Genomic DNA, 17,780 nt, shown 5'->3' on the forward strand with positions numbered 1-17,780 from the left:
ACCCTAACTCCCGTTCGAACTCCACGGCGCCGCCGCCGTGCGAATGGCCGCGCGCAAGGTCGCTGAACGCGCGCGCGGATTGATACTCGTTTCTTCGTCGCTTGGCCGCACCGCCTTGGCGATGTGGCCGAAGGTCGCATCCGGCCCCTGCACCACCAGCGGGCGGTGGCGCGATCCGGCCGGCATCGCCCCACCGCGTTCCCGCAGGAAGCGCTTGACGATCCGGTCCTCCAGACTGTGGAAGCTGACCACCGACAGCCGCCCGCCGGTCCGCAACACCCGCTCCGCCGCGCCCAGCCCGGCGGTCAGTTCGCCCAGCTCGTCGTTCAGATGGATGCGGATCGCCTGGAACGCGCGGGTCGCCGGGTCCTTCTTCTCGTGCGGACGGTGGCCGAGCGCGCGGCGGACGACGGCGGCAAGTTCGCCGGTCCGCGCGAACGGGCGCGCGCCGACGATGAAGCTGGCGACGCGGCGGTGGCGCGGTTCCTCGCCATAGCGGTCGAGCACGTCGGAAATCTCGGCCTCGGCGGCCTCGTTGAGCCATTCGGCGGCGGTCTGCCCCTCGCGGCTCATCCGCATGTCGAGCGGCCCGTCATACTGGAACGAGAAGCCGCGATCGGCTTGGTCGAGCTGCATCGACGATACGCCGATGTCCATCACCACGCCGTCGACCTGGTCGATCCCGCGCGCCGCCAGCTCGCCCGCCATCGCCGAGAACGGCGCCTCGATCAGCGTCAGCCGATCGCCGGCCTCCGCCAGCAGCGGCGCGGCGGCGGCATGGGCGGTCGGATCGCGATCGAACGCGATCACGTTTGCGCCGGCGGCCAGCATCGTGCGGGTATAGCCGCCCGCGCCGAAGGTGGCGTCCACATGGACCTCGCCCGGCTGGATCGCCAGCGCGGCGACCGCTTCGGCCAGCAGGACCGGGATATGCGGAGCGGCGGTCATTGCAGCCCCTTTTCTTCCATCAGGAATTCGCACAGCTCGCGCGTGTCGCCGTCGATGCCCTCGTCGGCGATCAGCGTGAACGGGTCCCAGATGTTGAAGGTATCGCCGCGCCCGTGGAAGAACGCCCATTTGTCGATGTTGGAACGGCGACGATAGAAGGTCGGCAGGACGAACCGCCCGGCGCTGTCGAACGGCGCGGTTTCGAGATTGCCGAACGCCTTGCCGGCGACGTTATAGTCGGTGTCGACGTCCTCGTCGCTGCCCTGCGGCGCGCGCGAATACAGGATCTTGGGCCAGGCGGCGTCGAACGCGCTGAGGCAGGCATGTTTGGCGTGGCGTTTGATGAGCAGTTCGCGGGAGTCGGCGTTCTTCTCCAGCACCGAGCGCAGCTTGGCAGGAACCGCGACGCGACCCTTCGCGTCGACCGCCTGAAGCCCATAGCTCAGGTAGAGTTCCCTGTCCGACACGTAGCCCCTGTTCGGTTACGCAGGACACCCGTCTCGTCCGACCAAATACACGCCGCACGATTGAAAATGACGATCGCAGGACCTGCCCCCTGTGACGCATACGGACGTATCAAAAACATGATTGGGCAACAATGGGCAAAATTGGGCAGAAATGGGAGAAAGCGCCAAAAGGATGAAAACAAATGGGATGTACTTGGTTTGTTCTATGGCAAGTCGCATCATTTGCCGGGGGTATTTATGGGAGGAGCCCCCACCCGCCGATTACCGCCGCCCGAACGCACGACGTGATTGGCGGAAAACTGCGGATAATCTGGATCAGTAAACGCCCATGGGCGGCGGGCCGACCGGGACGGCGTTATCGCGCGGGCGCGGGTGCCGCTGCATTGCCCGGCGCGACACCCGGCGACACGCCGAGTTCGGCCAGCGGCTCATCCGGGTTGGCCGACGGGGCGGCATCGACGACCGCCGCGTTCGCGGCTTCGTTGAGCAGCGCGGCGTCGTCGCCGATCGGGGCTTCGTCGATCGCCGAGCGGAACAGCGCGCTCGCCAGCACGATCAGCAGCACGACGAGCACGAGCCCGGTCGCGCCGACGCGCAGTCGCTGCAATATCTGGGACTGGTCGGTTCGCGGCACCATCGCGCGCAACGGTTACGCCGAAGCGGCCGCGCTGTCGACCGCCAACCCCTTGGCCGCCAGCCATTCGGGGTTGTACAGCGTCGAGAGGTAGCGAAAGCCGGTATCGCACAGGATCGTCACGACCCGGCTGCCCGGCCCCAGTTGCCGCGCCAGCCGCACCGCGCCGGCGACGTTGATCCCCGACGACAGGCCAAGACACAACCCCTCCTCGGCGAGCAGGCGGCGGACCCATTCCATGCCTTCCGCGTCCGATACGCGGAACTGGGTATCGATCGGCGCGCCTTCGAGGTTGGCGGTGATCCGCCCCTGCCCGATCCCTTCCGCGACCGACGATCCTTCGGAGCGCAGCTCGCCATGAGCATAATAGTCGTACAGTGCCGCGCCATGCGGATCGGTGAGCGCGATACGGACGCGCTCGTCCTTCTCCTTGAGGCCGAGGCCGACGCCGGCGATCGTCCCCCCGGTCCCGGCGGCGCAGGTGAAGCCGTCGATCCGTCCGTCCATCTGTTCCCAGATTTCGGGCGCGGTGCCGACGATGTGCGCGCGGCGGTTGGCGATATTGTCGAACTGGTTCGCCCAGATCGCGTTGGGCGTCTCCTCGGCGATCCGCCTGCTAGTGTGGACGAAATGACCGGGGTTCGAATAGGGCGCGGCGGGCACCAGTACCAGCTCGGCGCCCAGCGCGCGCAGCGTGTCCATCTTCTCGCGGCTCTGCGTCTCGGGCATGACGATGATCGTCCTGTAGCCCTTGGCATTGGCGACGAGCGCCAGGCCGATACCGGTGTTGCCGGCGGTCCCCTCGACGATCGTGCCGCCGGGCTGGATGGCCCCGCGCGCCTCGGCATCCTCGACGATGAACAACGCCGCGCGATCCTTCACGCTGGCGCCGGGATTGGCGAATTCGCACTTGGCGAAGATTTCCGCCCCCGCCGCCTCGCTCGGCCCCTTGAGGCGGACGAGCGGGGTATTGCCGATGAGGGCGAGCGTGTCGGTGGCAGTGTGCATGAAGGTCAGATGGCGTAGCCGGCGCGTCTCGGCAAGGCGGGCGTGGGGTAGAATGGGTTGGCGGGGTGCAACGGGGGCTTTGGCTGGTACGTCACACCCGGCGTCGACGCAGCGCATTCGCCCGCCGGTACGGCCAGGCGGCGGCGACGGTTGCCAGTGTCCATGTCGCCGCGTGGATCATCCATGTTACGACATCCGGCCCGATCTCGCCGTTCCCGCCGTCCTTATAATAGGCCGTCGGCATGGCGTAGCGAGCAGAGCTGTATTGAAAGAACAGTACAAGACCGAACCACGTCGAAACTGCACCAAAAAGGCCAAAGCGGGCGATGCCGATGATGGCGGCGACAAGCAGCAGCGCCAGTCCGGTCCACCACATGGCGATCACCCCACCAACGCATCCACCAGCGCCTTGACCTTCGCCTGCCGCCATTGCGGCAGCGGTGCGACCAGCCAGTAGCCGAGCCGCCCGGCCTTCGGTTCGCCGACCACGACCAGCCGGCCGGCGGCGATGTCGTCGCGGGCGAGGAGTTCGGGGACGGTCGCGCGGCCCAGCCCCGCCGCCGCCGCGTCGATCGCGAGGCCGGCATCAGCGACGCGGACCAGCGCCGTCGCGTCCTCGGGCGAGCAGCCGGGCCAGCCGATGCGGGTGTCCGCACCGCCACCGGCACGCTCGACCGTCACCATGCCGTCCGATTCGAGCGCCTCGCCTTCCTGCGCGCCCGGCCCCTCGCCCCAACGCACGGCGAGGTCGAGGTTGGCTTCGGTGAAGTCGACCGCGTCGTCGGCGGCGACCAGCGCGAAGCGGAGTTCGCCGTCCGCAGCGGCGATGCGCGACAGGCGCGGCAGCAGCCACTTCTGGGTCACGTCGCGCGGCGCGGCGATGGTCAGCGACTTGGACGACTGGCCCGCCTGCATCGCGCGGACCGCTTCCTCGAATTGCAGGAACCCGCCGCGCAGCGCCGCCAGTCCCGCCTCGCCCTCGGGCGTCAGTTCCAGCCCGCGCGTGGTGCGGCGGAACAGGACGACGCCCAGCGTATCCTCGAGCGCACGGACCTGCTGCCCGACGGCGGCGGGCGTCACCGCCAGTTCGTCGGCGGCGCGGGTGAACGACAGGTGGCGCGCGGCGGCGTCGAGCACGCGCAGGCCATTCAGCGGCAGGTGCGTGCGCTTCATGCGCCGACCGCCGGGGCCAGCAGGTTGAAGCGCGGGATCGCCACGTCGAAGGTCGTGCCGTCGTCCGCCAGCATATGATAGCTCCCCTGCATCGCGCCGGTCGGCGTCGTCAGCGGACAGCCCGATACATAATTAAAGCTCCCGCCCGGCTCGATCACCGGCTGTTCGCCGATCACCCCTTCGCCCTCGACGCTGTGGCGCTCGCCGCGACCGTCGGTGATGATCCAGTGGCGGGTGAGCAACTGCACCGTGCGGTCGGAGCCGTTCTCGATACGGATGTGATACGCCCAGAACCAGCGCCCGGATTGCGGCTGCGACTGTTCGGGCAGATAGGTCGCCGATACCCGCACGGCGATTCCCGCCGTCGTCGCCTCGTGCGGGAACAGCGCCTTCATCATAGCGACACCGCGCGGAGCGCCTGATCGAGATCGGCGATCAGGTCGGCCGGGTCTTCCAGCCCGACGTTGATGCGGATCATCCCCTCGCCAATGCCCATCTCCAACCGTTTGTCCTCGGCCAGCCCCGAATGGGTGGTCGAGGCGGGGTGGGTCATCAACGAGCGCGAATCGCCGATGTTGTTCGAGATGTCGATCAGTTGCAGCGCGTCGAGCAGCCCGTGCGTCTGGGTACGCCCGCCATCCAGCTCGAACGAGAAGATCGGCCCGGCCTTCTTCATCTGCCGCATCGCGAGGTCGTGCTGTGGATGGCTCGGCAGGCCGGGGAAGTTGATCTTCGGCACGCGGCCTTCGAGGAAGCGGCCGACCTCCAGCGCATTGTCCGACTGGCGCATCACGCGCAGGTCGAGCGTCTCCAAGCCCTTCAGCACGACCCACGCATTGAACGCGCTGAGCGTCGGGCCGGTGTTGCGGGTAAACGGCAGCAGCACATCGTTGATGAAGGCGCTCGTCCCGCAGACCGCCCCGGCGAGGACGCGGCCCTGCCCTTCCATCAGCTTGGTCGCGCTATAGGCGACCACGTCGGCACCGAAATCCATCGGCCGTTGCAGCGCGGGGCTGGCGAAGGCGTTGTCGACCACGGTCGTGATCCCGCGTTCGCGTGCCGCCGCGCAGATCGCGGTCAGATCGGCCACGTCCATCGTCGGATTGGCCGGCGTCTCGAAGAACCAGACTTTCGTGTTGGGCCGGCTGGCGTCGATGAACGCCTGCGTGTCGCGCGCATCGACGACGGTCGTCTCGATCCCGAACTTCGGGAGCAGCGTGTCGGTCAGCCAGCGGCACGACCCGAAGGCGGCGCGGCCGCCGACGAGGTGATCGCCTGCCGACAACTGGCACAGCAGCGACGCGGTCATCGCCGCCATGCCGCTGGCCATCGTCCGGCACGCCTCGGCTCCTTCGAGGAGCGCGATGCGCTCTTCGAGCATCTCGACGGTCGGGTTCTGGAGCCGCGAATAGGTCATGCCCGCCTGTTCGCCGGCGAAGCGCGCGGCGGCATCGCCCGCGCAGTCATAGGCATAGCCCGAGGTCAGGAACAGCGCTTCCGACGTCTCGCCATATTCGCTGCGCGCGGTGCCGCCGCGCACGGCCTGCGTTGCGGGACGCCAGTGGGCGGTGATGCTGCGGTCTTGTCCGGTCTTGCGCTTCATGGGAAACGCCTTTGCGCCCTTCGCCCCCGGATTTCCAGAGGGAGATGACAGCGGGGCCGCGTGCGCCTAGGTGAGGGCGATGCGTCCCGTCCTCGATGTGCATCGCTCGATCCTTGGCCAGCCGTGGCGCTGGCGCGGCCTTGAAGGCGATGTGTGCGACGACGGGTTCGTCGCCGACGACCTCGTCACCCGTATCCTGCTGGCGCGCGGCTGTCCGCGCGACGCGCTGGAGGCGCACAAAGCCCCCAGTATCCGCGGCTTCATGCCCGATCCGTCGATCTTCCGCGACATGGACCGCGCCGCCGACCGGCTGGCGCAGGCGGTCGTTTCGGGCGAACAGGTCGCGATCTTCGGCGATTATGACGTTGACGGCGCGACGTCGGCGGCATTGCTGTTGCGGTTGCTGCGCGACATGGGGCTGGCACCCCGCGCCTATATCCCCGACCGGCAACTGGAAGGCTATGGCCCGACCGCCGGCGCGATGCTGCGGTTGCAGGCGGAGGGGGCGACGCTGATCGTCACCGTCGATTGCGGCGCGCAGGCGTTCGAGGCGCTCGAAGCCGCGCGCGATGCAGGCGTCGAGGTGCTGGTGGTCGATCATCACCAATGCACCACCGCCCTGCCCCCGGCGCTGGCGGTGGTGAACCCCAACCGGCTCGACGAGGGCGAGGGCGCGGCACACGGCCATCTGGCAGCGGTGGGCGTGGCGTTCCTGCTCGGCGCGGCGCTGCTCAGGACGCTGCGGGCGCGGGGGTATTTCGCGGACCGAGCGGAGCCGAAACTGCTCGACCTGCTCGATCTCGTCGCGCTCGGCACCGTCGCCGATGTCGCGCAGTTGCGCGGGCTGAACCGGGCGTTCGTTGCGCAGGGGTTGAAGGTGATGGCGCGGCGGCAGAATATCGGCATCGCCGCGCTGATCGAGGCGTCGCGCCTGACCCGCGCGCCGACCGCGACCGATCTGGGCTTTGCGCTGGGGCCACGGATCAACGCAGGAGGGCGCGTTGGCAAGTCCGATCTGGGCGTCCGGCTGCTGACGACGCGGGACCCTGACGAAGCCCGGACGCTGGCGATCGAGCTCGACCGGCTGAACGACGAGCGCCGCCTGATCGAAGGCGACGTCCAGTCCACCGCCGACCTGCTGGCCGCCGGACAGGAGAGGCGCGGCTGCGTGGTCGTCGCCAGCCGGGGCTGGCATCCGGGTGTTATCGGCATCGTCGCCGGACGGTTGAAGGAACGGCTCGGCCGGCCGGTGCTGGTGCTGGCGATCGACGAACACGGCGTGGCCAAGGGATCGGCACGCTCGATCCCCGGCGTCGACATCGGCGCAGCGATCCTTGCCGCCAAGGAGATCGGCCTGATCGTCGCGGGCGGCGGCCATGCGGCGGCGGGCGGAGTCACCGTCGCCGAGGACGGGATCGCCGCGCTCGGCGATTTCCTGCACGACCGGTTGCACGCGGGGGTGGAGCGTGCGCGCGAGGACCGGGCATTGCTGGTCGACGCGGTGCTGGCCCCCGGCGGGCTCAACCCGCTGCTGATCGACGCGCTGGCGGTCGGCGGGCCGTACGGCGTGGGCTGGCCGCAGCCGCGCGTCGCGGCGGGGCCGGTGCGAATCGTCAAGGCGGACATCGTCGGCAACGGCCATGTCCGCGCGATCGTGAGCGGCGACGACGGGCGCGGGTTCAAGGGTGTCGCCTTCCGCGCCGCCGACACCGACCTCGGCCGCGCGCTGCTGGGCGCACCCAAGCACCGCCGCCTGTGGCTCGCCGGTCGTGCGAAGCTCGACGACTGGGGCAGCCGCCCGGCGGCGGAACTGCATATCGACGACCTCGCCTGGGCCGATTGATGCGATTGATGCGATAGTCGCAATTTTTCGGTTGACCGATCGGCGGGCCTCCCCTAACCGGCCCTCCACGCCTTCAAGGCCCCTTCGTCTAGCGGTTAGGACGCGGCCCTTTCACGGCTGAAGCACGGGTTCGATTCCCGTAGGGGTCACCAGCGCAAGCATCAGCCATATATGCCTGCCGGTGACGAGGTTTTCTCTCATCAGTTGACGCGACCCTGTTATCGGTCGCTTTGTCCGCAAACGGCCGATGCCGTCGAAGGACAGCAACCACCGCGTCCACAATGGTCGACACCGTCGGATGCGAGGCCTTCGGACCGGCCGGCATATCCCTCGACCACCGTTCGCTTAGTTCCCTTGGCGACGGCCTTCCGGTTGATACCGCGCCGCTTCACCAGCACCTTCGGTCTCTCCTGACGATGCTATGCCGTATCGCCCGCCCGGCGAAGGTCGGGGATCGCCGATGTCGACCGGGTCCTCGCGTGTAGAACCTGTCCCATCATGTATTCTTGGTGCTTGCGCCGATGCTGTACCAGCAACTGCCAGGATCAAAGACCCGACATTCATGGATCAAATTCTATCGAGTGCGTCTTCTTCGCAGTCGAGAGGGCCGACCGCTATTCTTACTTATCCAGTAATAAATACTTTTATATTGTTACAGAATGTTTCTGAAACCTGTATCTTGATTAGCTGTGTAACTATAAAGACACAATCCGTGACGAATACATCTTGTTCCCCTTCCGCCGGTTGCGATTGGTCAGGGTAGTTGATCTAGTGACGACCAGGGGCCGGCAGACCGCACAATGCCACGCAGGCCCTTTGATGCGCAGACGCTGCGCATCGGAAAAACAACAGGGGAACATCCTACATGGTAGCATTTCGCTCGCGATTGCTGACGACCACCGTATTCGCCGGCGCGGCGATCGCGCTGACGTCGCCGGCACAGGCGCAGGTCGCCGAACCGACGGTCGGCACCGGGCTGCAACAGGAAGCCGGCACCGGCGACGGATCGGGCGACGAGACGATCGTCGTCACCGGATCGCGCATCCAGCGGCGTGACCTGACCTCGCCCAGCCCGATCGCGGTCGTGTCGGCCGAAGAGTTCCAGTTGACCGGCGCGATCAACGTCGAACAGGTCATCAACACGCTGCCGCAGGCGGTGCCCGGCACCACCGGCTTTTCGAACAATCCCGGCAGCGGCGCAGCGACGCTCAACCTGCGCAACCTGGGGGCCACGCGCACGCTGGTGCTGGTCAACGGTCGCCGCTGGATGTCGTACGACACCAACCAGATCGTCGATCTGAACACCATTCCCCAGTTCATGCTCCAGAACGTCGAGGTGCTGACCGGCGGCCAGTCGGCGACCTACGGGTCGGACGCGATCGCCGGCGTGGTCAACTTCAATCTTCGCCAGGACCTGAACGGCGCGATCATCGGCGGGCAATATGCGCTGACCGAACAGGGCGACGGCGCGCGCTATGACGTCAATTTCGCGGTCGGATCGAAGTTCGCCGACGGCCGGGGATCGGTGACGGTCTATGCCAACTACACCCGCCGCGAACCGATTTTCCAGGACGCGCGCGGCTTCTCGCGCAACGCGGCGGGCGATGGCTGCATCGTTCCCGGATCGACCAATTCGACCACCGGCATCGGCACCAATTTCGGTGGGGTGCTCGCGACCTGCGCATCGCGCGGCGGCGAAGTCGGCCTGATCCCGCAGGGTTCGGCGTCGACCCCGCTTGCCACCCTGCCCGGCATCACCACCGGCGGCGCGTCGCTCGGCTATGTGTTCAATCCGACCGGCGGCGGCACGCGCGCGTTCAACGATCCGGCCGATCTCTACAATTTCGCGCCCGACAACTATCTGATGCTGCCGCAGGAGCGCTATCTGCTCGGCGGCTATGGCAGCTATGAACTGGCCGACAACATCACCGGCTATACCGAAGTCGGTTTCGTCAAGAATTCGGTGCCGCAGGAACTGGCGCCGACCCCGATCGGCCAGGCGCTGAACCTGCAGATCGCCAGCCCGTGGTTCAACGAACAGACGCGCGGCCTGCTGCGTCCGCTCGACACCGACAACGACGGGTATGTCACCACCAACGTCAACTTCCGCTTCAACCAGTCCGGCCCGCGCAACGTCGATGCCAGCCGCACCGCGTTCCGCCTGCTCGGCGGCCTGCGTGGCAACATCACCGACAATCTGCGCTTCGACGTATACTATATGTACGCCCGGACCGAGAATCAGCAGTATCAGCAGGGCAATATCTCGCGCAGCCGCTTCGCGGCGGCGACCGAGACGGAAATCGTCAACGGCACCCTGCGCTGCCGTGCCGCCGCAGCGCGGACCGCTGGCTGCGTTCCGCTCAACGTCTTCGGGCTCGGCCTCGCCGATCCGGCGGCGATCCGCTACGTCACGGTCAATTCGACCAACCTCGAACGTTCGGACATCCGCAACTTCGTCGCGTCGGTGAACGGCGACCTCTTCACAGTCGGCAACAGCGTCGATCCGGTCGCCTTTGCCGCCGGTGTCGAATATCGCGGCATGTCGGCGAGCTATCGTCCCGACACTTTCCTGTCGTCGGGCGATGTCGCGGGCTTCAACGCGGGTCAGCCGACCAGCGGCGAATATGACGTGCGCGAAGTGTTCGGCGAACTGCGCGTGCCGCTGGTGAGCGAAGGCTTCATCCACAAGCTCGAACTGACCGGCAACGCGCGCTATTCGGACTATTCGCTCGACGCTGTCGGTGGCGTGTGGACCTACGCCGGCGGTGCGCAGCTTTCGCCGATCCGCGACATCACGCTGCGCGGTCAATATGCCCGTGCGGTGCGTGCGCCGAACGTGCAGGACCTGTTCGGTGGCAACTCGACCGGCTTCCCCGCCGCGCAGGACCCCTGTTCGGATCGTGGCGCGGCCGGCAACCGGACCGAAGCGGTCCGCCAGCTCTGCATCGCCAACGGCGTGCCGGCGGCCAACGTCTTTACCCGCGCGGTACAGCCGAACGCGCAGATCCAGGCCAATTTCGGCGGCGATCCCAACCTGTCGGAAGAAACGTCGGACACCTACACCGCCGGTGTCGTGTTCCGTCCGAGCTTCATCCCGCGGCTGAACGTGACGGTCGATTATTTCAACATCAAGGTCGAGGATACGATCGCGACCTTCGGCGGTGGCCTGAACGACGCGCTGTCGCTCTGCTTCACCGTCGCGCAGAACCTGACCAACCCGATCTGTTCGATCTTCCAGGGCGTGCGCAACACCACGACCGGGGCGATCGGCGAAACGTCGGGCGGGCGTAACCCGAACGTGCTGTCGGCCAATATCGCGACGCTCAAGACCTCGGGCATCGACGTTGCCGCCGATTATTCGCTGCCGGTCGATTTCTCGATCACCGGCGGGGATCGCTCGAACGTCAGCGTCTCGTTCCTCGGCACCTATCTCGACAAGTTCCGCAGCACGTCGGTGGCGGCGATTCCGGAGCGCGAGACGATCGGCGAAGGATCGGTGCCGAACGTACCGACGCTCAACCCGATGCCGAAGTGGGTTCATACCGCCCGCCTGAGCGTCTCGGACGGGCCGATGGTGTTGTCGTTGCGCTGGCGCTACCGGGGTTCGGTCAAGGACCGTCGCCTCGACAACACCTTCGTCGGACTGGTGCGCACGCCGCAGGACCCGGCATTGTTCCCCAACGCCCGGATCGGCGCGGTGAACTATTTCGACCTGTCGACCGCGTTCAAGGCGACCGACCGGTTGCAGATCACGATCGGCGTCAACAACCTGACCAACCAGAAGCCCGAAGTGCTCGGATCGCTTCAGGAACAGGCGAACACCTTCCCCGGCACCTATGACGTGCTGGGTCGCGACTTCTTCGTGGGTGCGCGGCTTCAGTTCTGACGCCGCCGTCAACGACGAACGAAAAGGGGGCATCCGCGGCAACGCGGGTGCCCCTTTTTTCGTGTCAGCGCGGGCCCACGTCGAAGGCGACGGTCATCCGCTTGCCCGTCGCGATCGGGCGGGTGCCATGAAACAGGGTGCTGGGAAACAGCACGCAATGCCCGACACGCGGGACGATGGTGCGCAGCGGTGGCAGGTCGAGCCGCAGGTTGGCGGGTGGCCGACCCAGTTCGAGCACACCGGGATCGCCCTCGGGCACCGCGAAATAGGCCGCCGACGACAATAGCCCATGGGGATGGACGTGGGGCGCGTGCCGCCCCGCCCCGCTCAGGCGGATCGACCAGCTTCCGGCGACACGCCACGGTGCATCGCGCGATCGCAGCAGCGGATGGGCAGAATGGGCATCCGGCAGGGCATGCCGATAGCGTTCGATTGCCCGGTCGACCGCTTGCGCCACCGCCCGCACCGCCGGTTCGTCCCGCTGGAACAGGGCGCCGCGCGTCTGGCTGCCGAGCTTGACCGACTGGCCGATCGGCATCGCCGCGCGGTCGTGCAGCGTGTCGAGCATGGTAACGGCGGCGGCGTGCGCATCGTGCGACAGGTCGAGCAGACGTTCCTGCACCAGCACCGGATCGCCGTGCAGCCAGAGGTGGCGCGGATCGTCCATCACCCGCCACGCCAGGTCGCGCAGGCTCCATGCCATCACATCGTCCGGGCGTACGCCAAGCGCCTGCGCCAGCAACGCTTCGGCCACATCGGGCCGGGCGGTGCGCAGCGCCTGTCGCGCCGCCGCGATCTGCCAGTCGGGTGTGGCGGGAGGCGCGATCGCGAAGATCGCCGCCGCGCCGGCATCGTCCCCCGCTTCGCCGCGATAGACCGCCTCGTCGAGCAACAGCGGATCGCGCGCGCCGATCCGTGCCCGGCTGCGCGCCAGTATCTCGGCCGCCGCCGCGTGGCGATCGACGCCGGCCAGCATCGCCGCCCACGACCGCTCGGCTGCGCCATCGGCATGGTGCGGCACCGCTGCCGGATAATGATCGCAAAATTCCGCCCGGTCGCCCGCCGCCCAGCGCAGCGTGGCATGGAGTTCGAGCGCGTCGATCCACTGCGGAAGCTGCCCCGCCAGTTGCGCCGACAGCGCGAGCGCGCCGGCCCGGTCGCCCGCCGCCTCCAGCGCCTGTGCCAGTCCGTGGAGCAGCCACGGGTCGCCCGGCGTCACGGCCAGCGCCGCGTCATACCATGCGACCGCGCCGTCATCCCCCCGGTCGAGCGCGGTGCGCGCGCGGCCGTGGAGCGCACGGCGGTTGCCGGGATCGCGGCGCAATTGTTCGGCATGGCTGGCGGCGGCGGCGCGAAGATTGCCGCCCGCAGTTTCGGCGGCGGCCCGCGTCGTCCAGTAACGCGGCATGGCGGCGAGCGTCGCCTGACGCGCGGTCAGCGCGGCGGCCGCCTCGTCCGCCCGGCCGAGACGGGTGAGGACCACCGCGCGGTTGATCGCCGCCTCCCCCAGCGCCGGATCGAGTGCCAGCGCGCGATCGAACAGCGCCAGCGCCTCGGCGGGGCGGCCCGCCCCGGCATGGAAATTGCCCGCGCTGTTGAGCAGCGCGGCGTCGCCCGGAAACGCCGCCACCGCCTGTGCGAAGCCGCGCGCGGCGGCGGCATCGTCGCCCCGTGCCGCCGCCGCCAGCGCCGCCGAGCGGAGCATTGCCGCGCTCACCGGTCGCGGAACCAGCCGGTGATCGAATAGCGTCCGACCGGCGCGAACGGCGGGACATAGCTCACCGCATGGGGGCTGGGCACCGCGAACAGGCTGAGCGCGTTGAACCGTGGTCGATAGCCGGCGACGATGTCGCCATCATCGTCAAGGAACTGGAGATAGCCGCCCCAGTCGGGCCGCCAGTCGAGCGCGCACAACGACAGGACATAGGCGATGCGCCATCCCTCGCCGACATGGCTGTCGCTGTGTTCGGCAAGGAACTGGCCCGGCGCGAACAGCGTCGCCTGCGCATCGGCCTTGCGCAATTCGGGAATGCCGGTGACGCCGCGCACCAGATCGAGGAACGGCGTATCGTTGATATGTTCGAGCAGGATGTCGTGCCCCCCGCCCGGCGCCCATTGGCCGAGATAGGCGTCGAGGACCGGGTAGCGCGCATAGGAAAAGCCATAGTCCCGCCCGCGCATCGCCGTATCGATCGCTTCGCGGATGGCACCGCGTTCGCGCGCGTCGAGCGCGGCGAATTCGGCGGCGGTCAGGCCGACCGGTTTTCCCGCCCCTACCCCATAGGCGATGCCCCATGGCGTCTGTTCGGCGATCAGCCGGTGGAGCGCGCGCGCCGATGCGTCGGTCAGCACGTCGCGAATCTGCACGCGTCCGGCGGCGGCGAATTGCGCGGCCAGCGCCGGCCGGTCGAGCAAGGGGTTGAGCGCGAGCAGCTCGATCATGCGGAACGACGGGTAATGGTGGACCGGGTTTCGCGCAAGCGGCGCGACGGTGCAAGGCGCGAGCGTCCGATACGGGACTTCTTTCGCGGGCCGATCGATGCCATGCCACCGGCACCGATGTTCACGCTCGACCCCGCTCTCGACCTCGCCGCGCTTGCCGACGCCTATCGCCGCGACGGGCGGGTGGTGATCGATCATCCGTTGCCCGCAGAAACCGCACTGCTGCTTGCTGCGCATCTGCGGCAGCGCGGCGACTGGCGAAAACTGGTGCTGAGCGGCGAGCGGGTGGCCGAATTCGACCGCGCCGGATGGGCGGCGATCCCGGCGGACCGTGCCGAAGCGCTGAACCTCGCGGTCTATGCCGCCGCCCGCGCGGGATTCCAGTTCCGTTTCGACAGCATCCGCCTGTCCGATGCGCGGCGTGACCGTGACGCCGACGATACCCCGCTCGGCGGCTTCGCGCGCTGGATGTCGTCGCCATCGATGCTCGCGGCGTTGCGGACGATCACCGGCGCCGACGATGTGCGCTTCGCCGATGCGCAGGCGACGGCCTATGCCCCGGGCGATTTCCTGACGGTCCATGACGATGCGGTGACGGGCAAGCACCGCCGCGCCGCCTATGTGTTCGGGCTGACCCCGCAGTGGCGGCCCGAATGGGGCGGGTTGCTGCTGTTCCATCGCAAGGACGGCGACCTGCGCGCGGTGGCGCCGGGGTTCAACCGGCTGACGCTGTTCGCGGTGCCGCAGGACCATAGTGTCAGCGAAGTGACGCGCGCCGCGCCGACGCGACGCTATTCGATAACGGGCTGGCTGCGCGCCGAACAGCAGCCCTGATCCGGCGCACCTCGCCACGGCCACGCTTCGTGGATAGGATGCCGGCGATGAAAGCCTTGCTCACCGTCGCCGCCCTGCCGCTCCTCGCTGCCGCGCCAGCGCCCGATCCGGTATCGCCCGCCGCGCTGTCGGCCGATGTGAAGGTCCTCGCCAGCGATGCGTTCGGCGGCCGCGCACCCGGCACGCCGGGCGAGACGAAAACGATCGACTGGCTGATCGCGCAGTTCAAGGCGGCCGGGCTGCAACCGGGGGGACCCGAGGGTAGCTGGACGCAGGCGGTGCCGCTGGTCCGCACCCGGATCGGTGAGGGCACGGTGCGCGCCAACGGCGTCGACTGGACGCCGGGCAAGGACGTCTATCTCTCGACCGTCCGGCCGGTCGACCGCGCCGTCCTGCAAAAGGCTCCGCTGGTGTTCGTCGGTTACGGCGTCCATGCCCCCGAGCGCGGCTGGGACGATTTCAAGGGCGTCGACCTTAGGGGCAAGGTCGCGGTGTTCCTCGTCAACGATCCCGATTTCGAGGCCTCGGCAGCCGACGACGCCAAGGGCAGGTTCGGCGACCGGCGGATGACCTATTATGGCCGCTGGACCTACAAGTTCGAGGAAGCAGCCCGGCGCGGTGCGGTGGCGGCGCTGATCGTCCATGATACGCCGGGAGCGGGCTATGGCTGGGCGACCGTCACCGCGCCGGCGGGCGAGAATTACGACGTCGCCCGTCCCCCCGCCCCGCGCGTGATGCTGCAAGGCTGGATCGAGGGGAGCGCGGCCACGCGCCTGTTCGCCGCCGCCGGGCTCGACCTCGCGCAGCAGCGCGCGGCGGCGCGGCGATCGGATTTCCGTCCCGTCGCGCTGTCGGGCGAAGGCTTCTCCGCCGACCTGCCGGTCACGGTCACGCGCGCGACGAGCCGCAACGTGCTGGCCAAGCTGCCGGGGCGGACCCGCCCGGACGAGATCGTGATGTACGGCGCGCATTGGGATGCCTATGGCGAAGGTGCGCCCGATGCGCAGGGCCGCCGTATCCGCCCCGGTGCCAACGACGATGCGCTGGGTACGGCGGGCGTCCTCGCCATCGCGCGCGCCGCCGCGCGGGGGAAACCGGCGGCGCGGACGCAGGTGTTCGCGCTGTGGACCGGCGAGGAGCGTGGGTTGCTGGGGTCGGAAACCTATGCCGCCAACCCGGTCTATCCGGTCGCCACGACGGTCGCGAACCTAACGCTCGACATTCTCCAGACCGCCGGACCGGCGCGCGACGTGCTGCTGGTCGGCGATGGGCAGAACACGCTGGAGGAGTCGCTCGCCGCCGCCGCGAAGGTGCAGGGCCGGGTGGTCACGCCCGAGGCCTTGCCCGAGCGCGGGCTGTTCTACCGCGCCGATCACTTCTCGCTCGCGCGGCGCGGCGTGCCGACGCTGTTGCTGATGGCGATCAGCGGCGCGCCCGATCTAGTCGCGGGCGGGCGCGCCGCCGGACAGGCATGGCTCGACGGCTATATGCGCTGCTATCACCAGACGTGCGATGCGTGGTCGGCCGACTGGGATCTGCGCGGCGCGGCGGCGGATGTCGATCTCGTCCGCCGGATCGGCTTCGACCTGGCGAACGGCGCGGCATGGCCGCAGTGGCGCAGGGAATCGGAATTCGCCGCTGTCCGCAATGCCACCGCGTCGCAGCGGCGGTCGCGCGCTCAATAGGCCACCGGATAGTCCTTGCGGAAATCCTGCCCGGCATAGGCGCGGCGCATCGTCCATGGCAGCGCCGGCGCGGTCCAATAGGGGTCGCTCGCCGGCAGGCCGAGCGCGACCAGCCCTTCGGACGCGATATACATGCTGCCGGCATTGGAATACCAGTCGCCCAGCGTCGGCTGCGCGCGGGTGAAGCCGATCGTCAGATAGCCGTTCGCATCGAAATTACCCGGATCGGCGAACACCCGCCGCGCGGCGGCGAGCGTCGCCGCGCGCACCTGCCCGCCAGGCAGCGTTTCGGGCAGCCAGCCGCGCCATGCCAGCACCCCCAGCACCTGATGCGCGGCGATGCGATAGGTCAGCGACCGGCCGATCGCGGCATAGGCCCCGTCGGGTCCGATCATCCGTTCGAGATGTTCGCCGAAGCGCTGCATCCGTTTCAGCGCCCGGTCGAATTCGGCCTGCGGCTTCAGATTGTTGAAACTCGCGCCGCCTTTGGCCAGCACGTCGAGTATCTGCACCATCATCGGATGGATGACGTAGCTGTTGTAATAATCGAAGTGGAAGCCCGCGCCGTCGTTGTACCAGCCGTCACCGGCATACCATTCGCCCGCGAACAGCTTGATCGTCATGTCGATTCGCATCGGGTCCCAGTCCTCGCCGATCGAGAACAGGAACGCTTCGTTCATGCAGGCGAACAACAGCCAGTTCTGGTACGGCGGCGATACCGATCGCTGCCGTTTGATCGCCTCGACGATCCGTCGTTTGGTGGCGGTATCGAGCGGGTCCCACAATGCCCTGGGCGCGCGTAGCAGCGCGCTGGTGAAATAGGCGCTGTCGACCAATGTCTGCCCGCCGATGTCCCAGCCGAGCCGGTCGGGGCTGTTCGGATCGACCGAGCGGGCAAAGGCGTCGAGCGCCTGGTCGCGCAGCCGCCGCCGCAACCGCCCTTCCGCGTTGTCGCTGTCGGGCAGCGCCAGCCACGGGGCGATCCCGTCGACCAGCCGCGCGAAGGCTTCGAGATAGGCGACCTTGAGCGGGCGGCCGTCCCATGTCGGACTGACCGCCGGCGTCCATGTCCGCTGGAGTTGCCCGCGCGACATCGGCCCGAGGATCGGCGTCGCCATCCGGTCGAGCAGGGCGAGCAGCCAGGCGCGGTCGTCGCGTCCGGTCGGCAGCGTCCCGCCGGGTTGCGCGGCGGCACCGGGAGCCAGCGCCGCCGCCCCGCCGCCTGCCAACGCTCCTAGAAAGCCGCGCCGTTCCATG

At 68.4% G+C, this 17,780-nt stretch carries 15 protein-coding genes and 1 tRNA gene; 5 read left to right on the plus strand and 11 right to left on the minus strand.

All coding sequences use genetic code 11. The features are described 5' to 3' along the window. Positions 1-3 precede the first annotated feature (3 nt). The 8 genes from rsmH to ASG37_RS05655 form a co-directional block, all read right to left on the minus strand. Entirely contained in the window at positions 4-948 is a 945-nt protein-coding gene (gene rsmH / locus ASG37_RS05620) for a 16S rRNA (cytosine(1402)-N(4))-methyltransferase RsmH (protein ID WP_055756821.1), read from the minus strand. After that, the gene (locus tag ASG37_RS05625) at positions 945-1,415 is read right to left on the minus strand and encodes a division/cell wall cluster transcriptional repressor MraZ (protein WP_055756824.1); all 471 of its coding nucleotides are present in this window, start codon (positions 1,413-1,415) and stop codon (positions 945-947) included. Before ASG37_RS05625 ends, rsmH begins: the two co-directional genes overlap by 4 nt. Positions 1,416-1,770: 355 nt before the next feature. After that, the gene (locus ASG37_RS05630; protein ID WP_235525225.1) at positions 1,771-2,052 is read right to left on the minus strand and encodes a hypothetical protein; all 282 of its coding nucleotides are present in this window, start codon (positions 2,050-2,052) and stop codon (positions 1,771-1,773) included. Between the two features lie 12 nt (positions 2,053-2,064). After that, positions 2,065-3,057, minus strand: a complete 993-nt coding sequence (locus ASG37_RS05635; protein WP_055756827.1) for a cysteine synthase A — start codon at positions 3,055-3,057, stop codon at positions 2,065-2,067. 91 nt (positions 3,058-3,148) lie between these two features. Beyond that, positions 3,149-3,442 carry a hypothetical protein gene (locus ASG37_RS05640; RefSeq protein WP_055756829.1) on the minus strand — a complete coding sequence of 98 codons (294 nt, stop codon included), beginning with the start codon at positions 3,440-3,442 and terminating at the stop codon, positions 3,149-3,151. After that, a complete protein-coding gene (locus ASG37_RS05645) occupies positions 3,439-4,230 on the minus strand; it encodes a LysR family transcriptional regulator (RefSeq protein WP_055756831.1) in 792 nt (263 codons plus the stop codon). Before ASG37_RS05645 ends, ASG37_RS05640 begins: the two co-directional genes overlap by 4 nt. Beyond that, a complete protein-coding gene (apaG, locus tag ASG37_RS05650; RefSeq protein ID WP_055756834.1) occupies positions 4,227-4,625 on the minus strand; it encodes a Co2+/Mg2+ efflux protein ApaG in 399 nt (132 codons plus the stop codon). Before apaG ends, ASG37_RS05645 begins: the two co-directional genes overlap by 4 nt. After that, a complete protein-coding gene (locus ASG37_RS05655) occupies positions 4,625-5,833 on the minus strand; it encodes a trans-sulfuration enzyme family protein (RefSeq protein WP_055756836.1) in 1,209 nt (402 codons plus the stop codon). The genes apaG and ASG37_RS05655 overlap by 1 nt, the downstream gene beginning before the upstream one ends. A gap of 79 nt (positions 5,834-5,912) precedes the next feature. On the opposite strand from ASG37_RS05655, the gene recJ reads away from it, so the two are divergent. The 3 genes from recJ to ASG37_RS05670 all read left to right on the plus strand — a co-directional run bounded on the left by recJ (position 5,913) and on the right by ASG37_RS05670 (position 11,562). Next, the gene (gene recJ / locus ASG37_RS05660) at positions 5,913-7,676 is read left to right on the plus strand and encodes a single-stranded-DNA-specific exonuclease RecJ (protein WP_055756838.1); all 1,764 of its coding nucleotides are present in this window, start codon (positions 5,913-5,915) and stop codon (positions 7,674-7,676) included. 77 nt (positions 7,677-7,753) lie between these two features. Further along, a tRNA-Glu gene (locus tag ASG37_RS05665) sits at positions 7,754-7,828 on the plus strand. Positions 7,829-8,541: 713 nt separating this feature from the next. Further along, on the plus strand, positions 8,542-11,562 hold the full coding sequence (locus tag ASG37_RS05670) for a TonB-dependent receptor domain-containing protein (protein ID WP_082448388.1): 3,021 nt from the start codon (positions 8,542-8,544) through the stop codon (positions 11,560-11,562). A gap of 64 nt (positions 11,563-11,626) precedes the next feature. On the opposite strand, the gene ASG37_RS05675 is transcribed toward ASG37_RS05670, so the two are convergent. Both ASG37_RS05675 and ASG37_RS05680 read right to left on the minus strand, forming a co-directional pair. Then, complete coding sequence (locus tag ASG37_RS05675; protein WP_156349177.1) at positions 11,627-13,279, minus strand: putative 2OG-Fe(II) oxygenase; 1,653 nt, start codon at positions 13,277-13,279, stop codon at positions 11,627-11,629. Further along, on the minus strand, positions 13,276-14,004 hold the full coding sequence (locus ASG37_RS05680) for a 2OG-Fe(II) oxygenase (RefSeq protein ID WP_055756843.1): 729 nt from the start codon (positions 14,002-14,004) through the stop codon (positions 13,276-13,278). Before ASG37_RS05680 ends, ASG37_RS05675 begins: the two co-directional genes overlap by 4 nt. 15 nt (positions 14,005-14,019) lie before the next feature. Between ASG37_RS05680 and ASG37_RS05685 the strand changes: the two genes are divergently transcribed. Both ASG37_RS05685 and ASG37_RS05690 read left to right on the plus strand, forming a co-directional pair. Further along, a complete protein-coding gene (locus tag ASG37_RS05685; RefSeq protein WP_235525226.1) occupies positions 14,020-14,838 on the plus strand; it encodes a 2OG-Fe(II) oxygenase in 819 nt (272 codons plus the stop codon). Positions 14,839-14,885: 47 nt separating this feature from the next. Then, entirely contained in the window at positions 14,886-16,523 is a 1,638-nt protein-coding gene (locus tag ASG37_RS05690; protein WP_055757383.1) for a M28 family peptidase, read from the plus strand. Here ASG37_RS05690 and ASG37_RS05695 read toward each other — a convergent pair. Further along, positions 16,517-17,779: a DUF2264 domain-containing protein gene (locus ASG37_RS05695; protein WP_055756845.1), complete on the minus strand. Its 1,263-nt coding sequence runs from the start codon at positions 17,777-17,779 to the stop codon at positions 16,517-16,519. The two genes, ASG37_RS05690 and ASG37_RS05695, sit on opposite strands and share 7 nt — an antisense overlap. Between the last annotated feature and the right edge of the window lies 1 nt (position 17,780).

Origin of the sequence: Sphingomonas sp. Leaf407, assembly GCF_001425385.1 — a bacterium.
Classification (GTDB): domain Bacteria; phylum Pseudomonadota; class Alphaproteobacteria; order Sphingomonadales; family Sphingomonadaceae; genus Sphingomonas.